General features: G+C 33.4%; 11 protein-coding genes. 1 reads left to right on the top strand and 10 read right to left on the bottom strand.

All coding sequences use genetic code 11. The features are described 5' to 3' along the window. On the bottom strand, positions 1 to 458 hold a 458-nt coding region (locus D5R40_RS15515; protein WP_134239617.1), incomplete at its 3' end, for a glycosyltransferase family 2 protein. 736 nt (positions 459 to 1194) lie between these two features. Between D5R40_RS15515 and D5R40_RS15510 the strand changes: the two genes are divergently transcribed. Further along, on the top strand, positions 1195 to 1377 hold the full coding sequence (locus D5R40_RS15510; protein WP_124146468.1) for a hypothetical protein: 183 nt from the start codon (positions 1195 to 1197) through the stop codon (positions 1375 to 1377). An 82-nt stretch (positions 1378 to 1459) separates the two neighbouring features. On the opposite strand, the gene D5R40_RS15505 is transcribed toward D5R40_RS15510, so the two are convergent. The 9 genes from D5R40_RS15505 to D5R40_RS15465 form a co-directional block, all read right to left on the bottom strand. Next, positions 1460 to 3262 carry a hypothetical protein gene (locus tag D5R40_RS15505; RefSeq protein ID WP_240039116.1) on the bottom strand — a complete coding sequence of 601 codons (1803 nt, stop codon included), beginning with the start codon at positions 3260 to 3262 and terminating at the stop codon, positions 1460 to 1462. A gap of 756 nt (positions 3263 to 4018) precedes the next feature. Continuing rightward, complete coding sequence (locus D5R40_RS15500; RefSeq protein ID WP_124154873.1) at positions 4019 to 5074, bottom strand: cyclase family protein; 1056 nt, start codon at positions 5072 to 5074, stop codon at positions 4019 to 4021. A 416-nt stretch (positions 5075 to 5490) separates the two neighbouring features. After that, positions 5491 to 6237, bottom strand: coding sequence for a thioesterase II family protein (locus D5R40_RS15495; protein ID WP_124154872.1), 747 nt, complete (start codon positions 6235 to 6237; stop codon positions 5491 to 5493). 196 nt (positions 6238 to 6433) lie between these two features. Next, positions 6434 to 7180: a thioesterase II family protein gene (locus D5R40_RS15490; RefSeq protein ID WP_124146464.1), complete on the bottom strand. Its 747-nt coding sequence runs from the start codon at positions 7178 to 7180 to the stop codon at positions 6434 to 6436. Between the two features lie 344 nt (positions 7181 to 7524). Further along, the gene (gene rfbD, locus D5R40_RS15485) at positions 7525 to 8430 is read right to left on the bottom strand and encodes a dTDP-4-dehydrorhamnose reductase (RefSeq protein ID WP_511035225.1); all 906 of its coding nucleotides are present in this window, start codon (positions 8428 to 8430) and stop codon (positions 7525 to 7527) included. Between the two features lie 535 nt (positions 8431 to 8965). Next, on the bottom strand, positions 8966 to 9514 hold the full coding sequence (gene rfbC, locus D5R40_RS15480) for a dTDP-4-dehydrorhamnose 3,5-epimerase (protein WP_124154871.1): 549 nt from the start codon (positions 9512 to 9514) through the stop codon (positions 8966 to 8968). A 481-nt stretch (positions 9515 to 9995) separates the two neighbouring features. After that, a complete protein-coding gene (locus D5R40_RS15475; RefSeq protein WP_124146461.1) occupies positions 9996 to 10856 on the bottom strand; it encodes a class I SAM-dependent methyltransferase in 861 nt (286 codons plus the stop codon). Positions 10857 to 11042: 186 nt separating this feature from the next. Then, positions 11043 to 12998, bottom strand: coding sequence for a hypothetical protein (locus D5R40_RS15470; RefSeq protein ID WP_124154870.1), 1956 nt, complete (start codon positions 12996 to 12998; stop codon positions 11043 to 11045). Between the two features lie 567 nt (positions 12999 to 13565). Next, on the bottom strand, positions 13566 to 15746 hold the full coding sequence (locus D5R40_RS15465) for a beta-barrel domain-containing protein (RefSeq protein ID WP_124154869.1): 2181 nt from the start codon (positions 15744 to 15746) through the stop codon (positions 13566 to 13568). Positions 15747 to 16520: the final 774 nt, after the last annotated feature.

Raw genomic sequence — 16520 nt, 5'->3', positions numbered from 1 at the left:
AATTTGACTCCAGTTAAAATTGATGTAACTCCATTAAATAATTTCGAGGGTAATGTTTTAGAAAGAGGGTCGTTACGATGTTTTCGCCATCCAGAAACTAAATCATATCCTGACTCTAATTTTTCCAAAAATTTAGGTATTTCCGCCGGATCATCTTGTAAATCTGCGTCTAAAGTAAAGATAATATTTCCTCTAGCTTTTTTAAATCCAGCAGATAAAGCGGAAGATTTACCAAAGTTTCTTCTTAACCTAATTCCTTTGATTTTTTGGGGATATTTTTTGATTAATTCATTAATCTCTATCCAAGAGCGATCGCTACTACCATCATCTACAAAAATTATTTCATAACTATCAATTTCTGCTAAATTCATTACATCCAAAATTCTCTCAAACAAGGGTTTGATTGTAGCTTCTTCGTTATAAACTGGAATCACAAAACTGAGGTATGTACTTTTCAATGTTCAATTCTAATTATTAAAAAGGGAATAGGGAATAGTGAAGAATAGAAAGCAGTATTAAATACTAGCAAACAACATTTAGTATTAGTAAAGGAGCATCTTGCTTCCACTGTTTCATCCACCAATATAATCACAATAAACTACTATAATGTACCACCACTATTAAAACTATATTGATTGGATAATTTTAACCAATCTTGACAAGTATTAAATGTAACATAAACTAGCCTAAGATTTATCGCCAATATATTTCCTAAGCAACTTTTTCTTTGCTATAAAAGAATTTTTTTTTAATTACAACTATTTTCACTTGATACTTAACTTTTTTGGGTAATACTCCTTATAAAATATTAGCCTAATAAAAATATGATTGCTATATGAACGAAAAAGTTGTGGAGCTAATAAAGCAAATGAAATCCTTTGATGATAAAGTTCGTCGCAATGCTATAGCGGACATAGGATTTATTTTTAGAGATGTATTTTCTGAAAGTATCTAGATATGAAATATTTGAGTTATTTGAAGGGATGCTATCTCCAAATTTGATAGATTTTTTTTCGATGAAACTGAATTATATGAGATTGTAGTTTGTATTCAAGAAGAAATTGAAGCAAGGAATAAAGAGACAGGAAGTATAGCATTAGTAATAGGTGTAATTCTGCTCAGACTGGTTTATTACCCCTAGTTATAGGTATCAAAAATAGTATTGAAAAATTGAATTTAGGTGACTTAAATCAAGTGTTAATTTCGTTGGGAAAGTTATTATTTTTTGATAATAGTTTAAGTGATAATGAAAAAAAAGATATAGTTCTGAAGAATGAATTAATGAGTAAAATATTGGCTAAAATTATTTCAGAAACACCAACATATCACGATCGCTTACTAGAAACATATACACATTTAATATCTCGTTTTATTTGATGATGGAGATGAAGAAACAGACAGACTATGACAAGCATTAAGTGGTTAAACAAAATTAATTTAATTGCATATATCTAAAATATCAAAAACCAAAATTATGTTGATTATTTAAAGCTATCCAATCTTGACGATTTTTCAATTTCACATAAGCTGTTAAAATCTCCTGCTGTGAGTCTTGAATATTTTCTATATTTTTGACTTTTGAATGTCTTGAGTGCCTCTTACATTCTGAGGTATCCTCAGAATTACACACTCGCTTTTGACTTTTAACTTCGATATATCCTTTCCAACCTGAAAATTCATATTCCGCTCCTAATAATTCTGCCACATCAGCACGAGGAAAACCTGACATTCCAAAACCTTTGACCACATTTTCTTGATTCAGAATAGCAATACATTTAATCTGAACATTCTCGTTACTTTTGACTTTGAACTGTCTTGAGTGTGTCTTACATTCTGAGGAGACCTCAGAATTGCACACTCGCTTTTGACTTTTAACTTGACTTACCCATCCATTTACTCTAGCTGTAGTAGAAGAAAATTCAGTCACAGTGTCAAAATATCCCTGTAAATTTTCTGGTGGTTTTGCTGTTAATAAATCTGAGTTAATTTTTTTATCCAAATTTGCACAAAAATTATCCTTTTTTATATTTCGATTAAAAGGTACTAAACCATCAGCTTTTAAAGCATCTACTAAACCTAAAAAAGCAGCAGGTCGGTTGCCTACTTTTTCTTTAATTAAAACCGGGTCAGAAATGCCAAGTTGTAAGGATAATCCTACTAAAGGTTGATAAGTTGCGCGATGAGCAATTTCTCTAAAAGTTTCCGTACCTACTCGATACATTAATATAGTTAAAACAGTCAAAACTGCCACCAATGGCATAACAAAATACCACTGTTTTTTGAGAGTAAGTTGCTGTTGTTGGAGCAATAAGAAAATTAGGATAATTAGACTTAACCAAAATAGAGAAGGTAGAGTAGCATAACGAGAAGCGATCGCTTGTTCTATTCCAAAACCAGAACGACTAACTGCTGCCATTAAAGCGGTGCCAAAAGTATAAATTATTATTGATAACCAAGGCAACCAATCTTGAGGATAAATTACAAATAACCAATAAATTAAAAATATTCCTGCTAAAACTAATCCTACCCAACCTATTGCGGAAGCGACGGGAATATTATGAGTAAAAATTGCTCCTAAATAAACAGGAATGTAGGTAACTATATCAATAAAATTCAGTTTAGATAATGAGGGATGATGAGAGGGTGTTGTGTAGGTTAGGAAATAAATGCCTATTACTAAAACAGAAAAAAATAGATAACAGATAGTAAATTTTTTGGGCAATTTATATAGAATAGCAACTGCACATAATATCGGCCAAATTCCTAGAGCGGTACTATAACTAATACATCCTAAAATTCCCAAAATTATACTGGCAATAGCAAATCTATTTTGTTGAGATTCTAGTAATTTTTTTACACAAAAGATTGAAGCAATAACAAATAAATTAGCAATTACCCAATGTACTCCACTATATCCGCGCATCCAGTTATGAGCAGCAGCAGGGGTAAAGTTAAAAACTGAGATGAATAAAATTAATAATAAAAGTATAGGACGATATTTTGTGAGAGTATTAGCTACTAATGCAATTAACAAAATTCCCTGAGCAACAGCTAGGAAAAATGTAGCTAGACACAACCCAATATTGGAACCTTTAGTAACAACAATATTCAGAGCATAAATTATGGCAGGAATTAAGACAAAATGTTCGTTTGCTCGAAACATCCAGTCAAAAATATTCGCGGAAAATCCATCTATGGAATAGATATTTTTAATCATCCACCAATAATCAAAATTTAGCAATTCCCCTGCTTTAGATATCATAAATAGTACATAGAAAGCTGGGAGGAAAATTACAATGGTAGCGATAATTATAAAAATAAGTTCTGACTTTTTTTTGACTAACATAAATCGGAAGGAAAGACACGAATTTTTGCACGGATGTACAGATTAATTTGAAACAGGTTAATATTTGCTACCCTACTTATATAGCCATTTCAGTTTAGATTGAGACGAGGGTTTCTTGCTGTGAAATGGTTTCATTCTTATTTGAAATTATAATATAAACTTGATAAGTGTTGGCTACAAATAACTAGGATATTTCTTAGGAGTCAGTCCTCAGGAGTCAGAATGAATGGCTTTAATAACAGTTTTTAGGTCTGAATTTATCTTTTTAGTCCAAGAGACATCTCCTATAAAGTATTTTAATTGCCCTTATTATTGATAACATTCTTTTTTCAAATTGGTATAATACCAAGGGCGAAAAAAGAATGCTATGGCACTACAAGAATTGGTTAAGACATTTTTCAATCGTATTTGCGGAGCGTTTCCCCAGGAAAAAACCTTTTCAGCTTACTATTCCCTGTTCCCTGTTTCCTAGCGCGTAGCGCTATACAAAAAGCTGCATCTTGATCGGAGATCCTTAAAAAGAGTTACTCCAATTTATTTTAGACAACTATCTCTATAATTTTTTCCTTTTTTTTCAATATTTATTCCTGTAGTAATAGACATCTCCAAGAATAAAAAATAAAATTAATTATCGCACTCTTATTCATCAATTAGTTTCCCCTACTCCCTAAACTAATAAATAGCGATAGGATTAGCAGGCGAACCTGTTGCACCTTTCATTTTTAGAGGAGCAAACACAAACATAAATTCGTAAACTTTATCTTCTATTAATTGACTAACATCCAAGTTCTCAAAAATAGTAATACCGTGCTTAACTATCCATTCAATATGACAATCAGCAGGTCGATTTGGGTCTTCACCAGGAGCAGCTTCAGTTCCCCAAGTATCTGACCCTACCATCGCTATTTTTAATCTAGATAAATAACGACAGCTAGTAATACCTGGTCCAGGTCGTCCAGAATTAAATATTTGACGATTTTTGGCTTTTTGTTCGGGACTCAAACTATCCCAGTCTTTTCCCCAATACTTACCATGACCAGTATAGAAAATAACTACATCCCCTTGTTTTATTCGAGCTATTTTTTGTTTTTTTATTGCTCCTTTAATATCATTAATTGTAATAATTCCTGGGTCATTTTTACTCTTACCTTGAGGAACTGGTAAACGTTCAACTCCTCGATAACCAGCAATATCTAATAACACTCCCCTAGTCACATAGCCTAACTCTCCAATCTTTTCTACTCCTAATTTATTTAACCCGTAGGATGTTCCAAAATCTTCTAAAAAATTACCATTATAAAAATAATTTCCTTGAGAAGTATTCACCCCAATATGACCTAAACCATCAAATTGAGTACCAACCTGACCTAACTCAGCCATCACATATTCATCATTAGCAACCAAGCTATTTTCTCCCGGAAATTTATAAGTTGGTAGACCGGGAATTATTAATTTCCAATTACGTTGTGCAAATACCGGAGCATCACTTTGATAAACTTTGCCAAGAGTAGCTACTTTACCTTTTTTGACTAATTTTAGAGATTCTAAAACTTTTTTATTACTAATCCAATTAACTGAACCTACTTCATCATTTTTTCCAAAAATTGAAGGACTCCATCTATCTCTCAAAGGGAGTTCGTCAGCTATACTTGAGGATGAAAAACTAGAGAGAGTTGATAAGATAAAAATAAGTATTATGGTAAATTTGAAGTAATTAGGAATTTTCATTTTTTTTAGGGAATCGGGAATCGGGAATCGGGAATAGAAATTAATTTTAAAGTAAGCATTCAGATATTAATAGTCAGCTCTTCCTAGGTCATGCTATACAAACAAGTTTTTTCATTAACGAACCAAGCATTTGCTTAACTTATACTACATTTTACTACATTTTCAACCAGATAATTGAAGCACAAGAAAGAGGAACTTGAGTTGTTAACTAAAGGTAATAAGGCTAATAGCTTACCTTTTAAAACTGTAGCTTACTATCCACACAAAGTGCTGTAATTCAAGAAACATTAAAGAAATAAGAAATAAGGTCTTAAGCTTCCAATTTTTAAGGGGATAGAAAAAATAAAATTCCCTATTTCAAGTCTTCTATTTAAGCTGGAAGCACTGATAACTGATAACTGATAACTGAAATTGCCTCACAGAAATTTTAAGATTGTCTCAATTAAAGTTTTCGGTTCCTTTTGGAAAAACATATGACCTCCTGGAAATTCATGTAAGTCAAAAGAACCGAGAGTATGGTGACTCCATTCAAATAATTCTTCATGGTTAAGTTCACCATCATTTTTACCTCTAAAACTAACTATGGGAAATTGAAAAGGAGGTTCACCAGATTCAATATATGTTTCGTGGAGAGTGAGGTCTGCTCGTAAAATTGGTAAAAATAATTCTATTAGGTCTCGGTTTTGTAACACTGCTTCTGGAGTACCACCGTAGTCACGAAATTTAGACATTAAAACCTGGTCTGACTTTTGATGAACTGGGTTATCAATGGGAATATGAGGAGCGTAACGACCTGAAATAAATAGACATTTGGGAGTCGGGAGTTTTTTCATTCGCAGTTGATGAGCTACTTCAAAACAGACTGCCGCACCCAGACTATGCCCGAAAAATACAAAAGGATATTCTATAATTAGCGGTTTTAATGCTTGAGTCAATGGAGGTAAGAGATTGTCCCATTTTGTAATCAGGGGTTCTTTAATTCGAGTTTCTCTTCCTGGTAGTTGTATGGCACATACCTCTATATTAGAAGGCAAGTATTTTCCCCAGAGACGAAACAAGGAAGCACCAGAGGCAGAAGGGTGAAAACAGAATAAACGTAAAGTCGGTTGAGAAATCGGTTGAAATATTTTTATCCAAGGAGAGGGAGTAATAGTGGTATTCATTGGCAAATTTATTAGCTCTAAATTGGTATAATAAAAAATCTGGCTGTTAATGAGTAAAAAAAATGTGGACTTTATTTGATTCTCATTCCTTAGATGGTTAGATATACATTTTTTCTAACTTCTTGAATTGTCTTATTTTTAAGAAGAAGTAATTGTTAATTGTTAATTTTTCAACTGCAACCTAACACTCAATACCCTACAGAAATTTTAAGATCGTCTCAATTAAAGTTTTCGGTTCTTGTTGGAAAAACATATGACCCCCAGGAAATTCATGTAAGGCAAAATTACTAATAGTATGCTTTTCCCATTCGGATAAATATTGCAAGCTAACTTCCAAATCATTTTTACCTCTAAAAGTAACGATCGGAGATTCTAAGGGTGCTTCAGGAAAATACGTATATTTTTCATTGAGGGTAAAGTCAGCTCGTAATACAGGTAAAAACAATTCCATTAGCTCTTGGTTTTGTAAGACTGCTTCAGAAGTACCGCCGTATTCTCGCAAAGTGGAAATTAACTCTTGGTCAGATGCTTGATGACGTAGGTTATCAATGGGAATTTGAGGAGCGCGACGACCAGAGACAAACATATATTTAGGAACAGGAAGTTTTTCCCTGCGTAGTTTACGAACCACTTCAAAACTTATTAATGCACCGAGACTATGCCCAAAAAATACAAAGGGATGTTCTTCAATTAAGGGTGACAAAGCTTGAGTCAGTGGAGGTAAAAGATCATCCCATTTAGTAATCAGAGGTTCTTTAATCCGAGTTTCTCTACCTGGTAATTGTATGGCGCAGACCTCTATATTTGAAGGCAAGTATTTTCCCCAAAGGCGAAACAAGGAAGCTCCAGCAGCAGCAGGGTGAAAACAGAAGAAACGTAGAGTAGGTTGAGAAATCGGTTGAAATATTTTTATCCAAGGAGAAGGAGTAGTAGTAGAATTCATTAGACAAATTTATTAGCTCGAAATTGGTATAACAAAAAACTCTAGCTGTTGACGAGTACATTTTTCAATACTTACTCCACCCGTGGGTTTCAGATACAAAATCTGCAACGTTATAGTTTTTGCTTACTAAGAACTATATAGTTTTTTTGAGTGAGCCTGGTGTGACTCTGTGGAAAATATTGTTATCTAGAGAGAGGGAGTGATAGTTGGATTCATTAACTGCGGTCAGGACTTCCCTGCCTGAAGAATCCCCCGTTCGTCATGTCGCGTAAGCGCAACGTCAGGAGTATGTCAATCTGTACTGCCAATTTAACTTCTAAATTCTAAATTCTAAATTCTAAATTCTAAACAGCTAACTGCTTTAACATTTGCCTCAAACTATCTTTCCAATAAGGAGAATGGTTCCCCAAAACTTTTGAGATTTTCCCACTATTCAAAACTGAAAAAGCAGGTCGTTTTGCTGGAGTTGGATATTCGGCAGTAGTAATGGGAACTACTCGTTTTACTTCCAAAGGAAAACCCAGTTGTTTTGCTTCCTCAAAAATAGTCATGGCAAAATCGTACCAACTAATCGCTCCACTATTTGTATAGTGATAAGTTCCATAGGTTTCCGAATTGAGGTGCGGAATAATTTTAGCGATCGCCTCTGCTAAGTCTCCCGTCCAAGTTGGACAACCGACCTGATCGTAGACAACTCTTAATTCTTCCCTATCTTTACCTACCCGCAACATGGTTTTGACAAAGTTACCTTTTCCATAAGTTCCATAAACCCAAGCTGTTCTAATAATAATATGATTAGCTTCTGTTTCTCGAATTGCTTCTTCCCCAGCTAATTTAGATTTACCATAAGTTCCGAGGGGGTGTGTCGGGTCGGTTTCTATGTAAGGGGTGCTTTGACTACCATCAAAAACATAGTCAGTGGAAATGTGGATTAAGGTAGCTCCTAATTTTTTAGCCTCTTTTGCCATAATTCCAGGAGCAATACTATTCACAGCATGAGCTAATTCTGGTTCATTTTCAGATTTGTCAACTGCTGTATAAGCTGCGGCGTTGATAATTATTTCTGGTTTAACTTGGTCTATAAGCTGGGAGATAGCATTGGAGTCTGCTAAGTCTAAGTTTTCTCGTCCTACTGCCGTTACTTCTCCTATTTTTGTGACAAGGGGTTGTAGTTGACTTCCTAGTTGTCCGTTAATACCTGTTAATAAGATTTTCATTTGTGATTTTTGATGATTCTGAGTTTTGAGAATTTTAAGTTTGAGAATTTGCTGATTTTCATTTTGTCTTTGAGTAAGTAGTTCGGTAAAGTTCCGCCTCTCTGAACAATAACTTCAGCTAGAAAGTTTCCCCAAATATTCTAATTTTTCAATCCATAGTTTTGAGAATTTTAAGTTTGAGAATTTGCCAATTTTCATTTTGTCTTTGAGTAAGTAGTTCGGTAAAGTTCCGCCTCTCTGAACAATAACTTTAGCTAGAAAGTTTCCCCAAATATTCTGATTTTTTAATCCGGAGTTTTGAGAATTTGCCGATTTTCATTTTGTCTTTGAGTAAGTAGTATAGACAAAATTTCAGCCTCTCTGAACAATAACTTTAGCTAGCAAGTTTCCCCAAATATTCTGATTTTTCAATCCGGAGTTTTGAGAATTTTAGTGTTTGAGAATTTGCCGATTTTCATTCCGCCTTAGTATCAAGTTAGGTGAAAAAGTTCAACTCCAAGCAAAATCATTCTAGCAACTAACTTTTCCAAAAATATTCTGACTCCTGACTCCTGATTCCTGACTCCTCTTATACAAACAAATCAGCATCTTTTAAAGTTGTACCAGCTTCATCTTTTTTAGATAATTTAACCTCAATTCCATCTAAAGGCCAATCAATTCCAATCTCTGGATCGTTCCAAATAATTGAACGCTCATATTCAGGTGCATAATAATCAGTAGTTTTATACAAAACATCAGCAGTTTCAGACACTACTAAAAAACCATGAGCAAAACCAGGGGGCACCCAAAGTTGTCGTTTATTTTCTGCACTTAAAAGATAACCTACCCACTTACCAAAATTAGGAGAATTTTTCCGAATATCTACAGCAACATCGAATATTTCTCCCACAACTGTTCGTAATAATTTACCTTGAGCTTGTTGAATTTGATAATGCAAACCTCGCAATACTCCTTTGCTAGAACGAGAGTGATTATCTTGCACAAATTCCAAATTTACTCCTGTTTTTTCTGAAAAATTACGTTGATTAAAACTTTCCATAAAAAAGCCACGTTCGTCTCCAAAAACTTTTGGCTCTATCAGCAATACTTCTGGGATTTCTGTTTGAATTACATTCATTTATATGACCTCAATTTATTTATAGGTAGTAGGTTTTAGGTTTTAGGTTTTATGTTTTAGAGTTAATATATAGCAACCGCCTAAGCAGTTAGGACATATCAAAAGCTTAAAACTCAGACAACGCCAGATTTTTCCTTCTATCCTAGATAACTAAAACATTCTTCCTTCTGTTATATTCACAATTAAAAATTCCATAGATATATAACTTTATCTTGTCTGTTTTGTCAACCTTTTTTTCCCTGATACCAACCGTGAAAAAAGAATGCTTAACTTAGGCGACATTTCAATTATTAAGTAATTAACACAGACTGAATAACTTTTTTGATAATTACCACCCCAGTTATTGTTAATTATTCTGATGTTTATTTCCCCTCCTGGGAGGGGTTAAGGGTGGGTTCCCTCTCTATACGGAAGTTGCATGCAACGTCCCTACCTACTCCCCTACTCCCCTACTCCCTCACTCCCTTGCTTTTTCTTTCCCCTACTTTTTCTTTCCCCAAGCTTCTAATTCTCCTATCCACAGAGAAAAAACTAATTTATGGAAATTTAGCGTTCGAGCAATTCTCAGTAAAAAGGAGAATAAAGTTGGCTGATAATATTTGAGTCGATCAAATATATATTCCACACTCATAGAATTATTGGTTGGCTTTGATTCTACATCAGAAAATCCACTTTTTTCCAAAGCTAATTTTATCGTATCAAGGGAGAAATAAGTCAAGTGTTCAGCTGGTTTATAGTGATACCATAAAGATCCTAATAATTTATGCCAAAACCCTCCCAAATTAGGAGTAGTAATAAAAATCCATCCTCCCGGTTTCAAAAGTTGATAAGCTCCTGTTAGTTGAGCAATAGGGTCTGTTGTATGTTCAATCATATCTTGCAACATAATCAAATCAAAAGAATTAGGTTCAAAATTATGATTAAACAAATCACCTTGATATACAGATAAACCCCTATTTTTAGCAAACTTTACTGCATATTTTGATACTTCTAAACCTTGAGGATTATCCCATCCTAAATCTTTTGCTTGCTCCAAACAATCACCTAAAGCACAACCCACATCTAATAATAAGCCTTGACCAGAAAGTTTTGTTTCAGCCTTTAATAAACGTTTGCGAAAAGTCTGGCTATTAATTTTCATCCCTTGGAAATAATTAGAATATCCTCCTTTAGGAAAATCGTTATTATAATAATCTTCCTGATAAATTGCAGTAGGATTTACTGGTGGATTATTATCCCATACCATACCACATTCAGAGCATTTTGCTAATAGATAATCATCCCCTGCTTTGTAGTAGTTAAATTTATCTGTATGACATAAGGGACAATGATTTTTTTGCATAATATTTGATGAAAATTACTTCTGTTAAAATTACATCTAGATAAATATATTGCCAGGGATTAAAATCCCTGGCTCACAGCTAAAGTCCTCTGCAGAGTACTCCATATTTTCAGTCCCTTTTAAGGGACTTCAGCTATGAACCATGAAATTTATTTCATGGCTATTTTAGAGGTTATTGTTATCTTTTCAACTCTCTTCTACCCTAACTTTTACTTCATCATTTAATTTGACAAATTCTTGTTTGTCAGAGTTATAAACCCAAGCTTTAATTATATTTTCTCCCATGGGTAAAGATTTAGCTGAAAATGTTACTTTCCATCTCACTTTACTATAAAGTTTTGACTTCATAATTTTAGCAATATCATTACTCTCTAAGTTGACAATGGCGTTGGCAAAAAAACCTTGATTCTCACCAGAAGAAAGTAATACTAAGTTAGGTTGTTTTTTTCTATCTGGTCTAATTGCCCAACCTCCTAAATTTAAAGTTTCGTCACCTTGAATAATTAGAGGTTTTGCAGTTGTTTGAGGATTATCTAAATAACCATAATTTTGTTTTGGTTGTTTGATAAATTCCAGATTTTGAGGAAATTCTCGCCATCCTAATTTTTCCATAATTTCTGCACCTTGTCTGACTAACCAAGTTTTACCATTCATTAATACTAAACAACTATCTGGAGATTCTCTGATAAATTCTGAATCTGCTAAATAGTTAATTATTTCTAGACATTCTTTCCGACTTTCTATGTAGGGAAAACTTAATTTTACATTCCTCACAACATACACCGAGTTGATCGTCATAATTCCTGTCATTGCGACAGCTAAAATTTTATATATTGATAAATATTTTTGTTGCTCCTGTACAAACAAAGCTAGGAGATATATTAGAGAGATAATTAATAATATTGATGTGGTTGTATATCGGGAAGAAATCATTGCATTTTCGATTCCATATTCTGCTCTACCTACAGAAATAGATAGAGCAGAAATTAGAGAAAATGTACCTATTGTTAACCAAGGAATGGTTTTCTTTAGAGAAAAATCTAAATTTGTTAATAAAGGTGCATCCAAAGTTTCTAAAGATTCTGGAACAGAAATTCTATTTCCTCTGAATTTCCAATTCATTGCTTCGGGTAGAGAACTTTTTATTCCTAATTCTTGACTTTCTTTTTTCAACAAAATTTTATTGAGAAAGTAATATGTGAAAAATAAGAAACCAGAGAATAATATTAATCCTGTTAAAATTGCCGGGATAGGAAGTCTAACTAAAGGTAAACCTAAAACTGCTAAAAAGTAATTTACAATCAGAAATGGTTGTTCTGTAAATAAAAATGGTTTTGGTTCTCGAATCGGATTAAAGTTAATTGCGTAGATAAGAGATGAAAGTATAAAGAGCAAAATCCAGATACTTAGTCTACTAATTTTTTGTTTTAGTTTGCCTTCTATAGATAATATTGACGGAATTAAAACCAGCCAAGAAAGTAATCCTTGTATTAATGTAAAACTTCCGATTAAACAAAATATTGCTGCTAGAAATATTCTGGTTTTTACGGATAAATTATCTAAGGCGTGAATAAAATATACTGCCATTATTAGACATAAGTTTGTCAGAAACCAAAATAGGGTAAATCCCCATAACCAGTTTTGATGTTGTACTAAGGAAAATAAGAATAAACAACTTAAAATATTTGCTATATGTAGGATATTTTTGTTTTGATTCTGAAATTGAATTTCGGCTATTTTGCAAATAGCAAAAAATGTCATGATGACAAAAATTACGCTACAAATTATTTCGGCTTGAGTGTTCCATTTAGTGGCAAATGCTAAGGCGGTAATGATTAATTTTGGTATTAATATTCTGTGATGTCCGTGTACTGTGAAAAAGTCAAAAAATGTGGCATTTCCTTCAGCAACTCGCTCAAAGATAGGGGTTAATCTCCATTGATCCCAGTAGGGAACGTTGACACTAAAATTACCGAGAAACCAAAGGAGTAATAAGACTGGGAAAATATAGAGAGTTAGTAATAATATTTTGGTTTGGGAAAATATTTTTCGCATTATTGGGAAGTGGCGATCGGCAATATTATAGGTGTAGGTTGGGTTTCGTTCCTCAACCCAACTACTGACACTTATACAATAAAACAAACCACATCTGTATCTCTTTTCTCTATTCGTTTAATGTTAGGTTTCACTACCGTTCAACCCAAGCTACAATCTACTTTTAACATTATTAGAAAATTGGTAGATAGCTTTTTTTGGAAATATTACCTTAAAGCGAAGTTGAAAGTCCTGTTTCTTTAGAGCTATGCAGCAATAGAGATGAATAAAATTTTTATTTCTGATTTGCGAAAAGCTTGCCTCTGAATTTTCTAGGCAAAAGCTCCTATTGCGTATGTAGCAATAGAGATGAATAAAATTTCTATTTTGAATTTGCGAAAAGTTGGCTTCTGGATTTTGTCGGTAAAAACTCCTATTGCGATATCCGCAATAAAAGAGAAATGAGCCTAAATTCCTATTGCGTATGTAGCAATAGAGATGAATAAGATTCAGTAGTCAGGAGTCAAAAGAAAGAAAGAATTTAAACTATATTCTGAATTCTCATAAAAGCCGATCAATACTCCTGCCTCCTCTACAATTCCCATTTCTCCTAACTCGTACTCTTAACTAGCTGACTGCGAATTTAGCTAATTCAGAATTTATAATTCTGAAATTCTAATTAACATTAGTCAAACTCTTAAACTTGCCAGTAAAGCGGTTAAAGAACAACTCTAAAACTGTCCGTTTACCAACATTAATATTCGAGTTAATTGCCATACCATTCTGCAAACCAATTTCCAAATCATTTTCATTATCCAGAACAAATGTTTGCCGTTCTAAATCAATTGTAGTTTCAAAAGAAAAATAAGGTCTTCCTGCTTCTTGGTCTGGTGGAATAGCATCATCACTAATAGAAATAACCTCCCCAGTTACTGTACCAAATTCATTAGCTGGTAAAGCTTCAACTTGTACTTCTACAGGTACACATTCCACATCACTTAAACCTAATTTTTCTCGGTTTTCTTTCAGCTCCGGACAAGCACATTTTTTACCCGGTTCGCATTCAATAACTTCTCCACCAGCTAATTCTTGGTCGTGATAAGGTTCTAATTTTTTCCGTTTATCATTTAAAGCTTTTAATACCAAAGCAATATCTTTATTCTGAATATAAACTACCGCCTCTAAACCTTCATCATCATCCAATACTGTCAGTAACGGTTGAGTTTGTTGTGCCTCATAAGACGCATCTTCACATCTTTCTGGTTTAATATCCCCAGGTTTCAAGACATCATTAATTACATATTGACAAATAGGGTCAGTTTTTAGATCTAGAGAAGACTCTTCTTTACTAACAGGTTTTAAATCAAAAATTACTCCAGAAACTGGTGCTTTTAAAACTTGATTATCGCGAGTTTCTTCTAACTTTTCAATCTGAGCACTAACTTCAGTTAGTCTCTTATTGTTGTCTAGTTGTAAGCGAGTAAATTGAGAATCTATTCGAGCAATTTCCCTTCCTTCATTTTCAGCAATTCTGGCATAAAGTTCCCTTGCCCAACCATCTCTAGTATTTTTTAACTGTTCTTTAGTTCTATTAATAGCCACATTTAAACGCTGTTGTTCTAACCTAGCGCGTTGTATTTCTGCTTGACGAGCTTTGACTTCTCCCTCTCTAGCATTAATATCTGATAGGCGAGAATTTATTTCTCCTTCACGAGTATTTATTTCTCCTTCCAATATATTAATATCAGACCTGCGAGAATTTATTTCCCCTTCTCTAGCATTAATGTCTGATAGGCGAGAATTTACTTCTCCCAATCTAGTATTTATTTCTCCTGCTCTTGCTTGAATTTGGTCTTGTTGCCTTAAAAGCTCACTTTCTCCTCGGAAAACTTCTTGTTCCTGACGTTTTTTTTGTAGTTCAGCGATCGCTCCTTCTTCTACTAAAGGAGATATTTGTCCTAAAATTTCTTGGTTAGATCCTAATACTTGTTCTGACTTACTTAACTGTCCTTTAGCCAGGTTTAATTGCTCTTGAGAATATTGTAGTTGTTCCTGAGTATTTTTCAGTTGTTCGTTAGCAAACTTCAGTTGTTTCTCTGTATTATTTAATTGTTCGTAAGCATAAGTTAGCTGTTGCTTACTATTATTTAATTGTTGTTTGGCAAACTGTAATTGTTGTTTGGCATATTGCAATTGGTCTTGAGCTACTCTTAATTGTTCTCTAGCTGCTTCTTCATCTTCTTCTGCTTGTTGAAGTTGTTTTTCTAGCTCTGTAATTTGCAATTCTACAGCAGCTACACGAGAATTATATTCAGCTTTGTAGTTTACATATAATCCTTGCAAACTAGAGTCAACATTAACAAAACCACCTCTATTTAGATAAAGCTCATTAATCAGAGCGCGGTATGTTTGATTTTCTGATATTCTAGTTTGTCGCTCTTGAGCTAATTTTTGTAAATCTGGAGGTAAAGCTGTAGGAACTTGACCATTGAGTACCTCTTTATAAAACTGATTTTCTCTTTTTAGGGTGTCTCTTAATTCTTTAGCAGAACCTAAATCTGCACTAGGAGCAGTAGGACTAAAAGTTAGTAATGGTTGATTTTTTTCCACGCGATCGCCATTTTCTACATGAAGTCTAACTACATTGCCACTGGTAGGAGCTTGGACATCTATGGAACCATCTTTAAGTTCTAATTGTCCTGTAGCTGGTACTGCTTGGTCTATCTCCGCAAAGTAAGCCCAAATTATTGCTGAACTGGTAATTAACATAATCATCCATAGAAATAGCCTAGATAATATGGCTGGTTTTTCTAGAATGACTGGTTGTTCGTTTAATGATGTAGATTGAGTATTCATTTTGTTCTTAATTTTTTAGTAGGGAGTAGGCAGTAGGCAGTAGGCAGTAGGAAAGAATCAGGGAAAATGGAAGTTATAGAGAAGGTGGTCATTAATTAGGGAGTAGGGAGTAGGGAGTAGGGAGTCAGAATAAATGGCTTCAATATCATTTTTTAGGTCGTATAGCAGAAGGCAGAAAGAAAAATCTAGCCTTGTCTGAATTTTAAGCTTTTGATATGTCCGTGCCATTTGCTTCGACTGATATATTAACTATTCTTACTAATTATTTATCATTTTTTCCAGATTTTTTTTCCTCCTATTTACTTTTGATAATTGAGAATAATTGCTCAATTTTCTTTAATTTTTGATTTAAAAATTGTTGTCAAATTTCCTTCCTCCTTCATTCTCCTGCCATAATTATTGTTTAATTTAATTCTTACTTCCGATTATTTCCAGATTTTTATTCCTCCTTTCTTAACTTTGAGTAATTTGGGTAATTAAGCAATTATTTTCAAGTTTTCTTCCTTAAATAATTCTTGTTACCAAAATAACTTCTGAATTCTGACTCCTAACTTTTGACTTCACTTTTAACTTTTTACTTTTTAACTCCTAACTTTTGATTTCACTTTTGACTTTTAACTTTTTACTTTTTAACTCCTAACTTTTGATTTTTGACTTTTAATTTTTTAATTCCTAACTTTTAACTTTTAACTTTTTGACTCCTAACTTTTAATTTTACTTTTGACTTTTAACTTTTGAATTTTGACTTCCCTTCTGTCTCCTGTCTCCTATCTC

Source organism: Okeania hirsuta (assembly GCF_003838195.1).
GTDB classification, from domain to species: Bacteria; Cyanobacteriota; Cyanobacteriia; order Cyanobacteriales; family Microcoleaceae; genus Okeania; species Okeania hirsuta.
The sequence above is the reverse complement of the archived record's forward strand: the minus strand, read 5'-3'. Positions and strand labels throughout refer to the sequence as shown.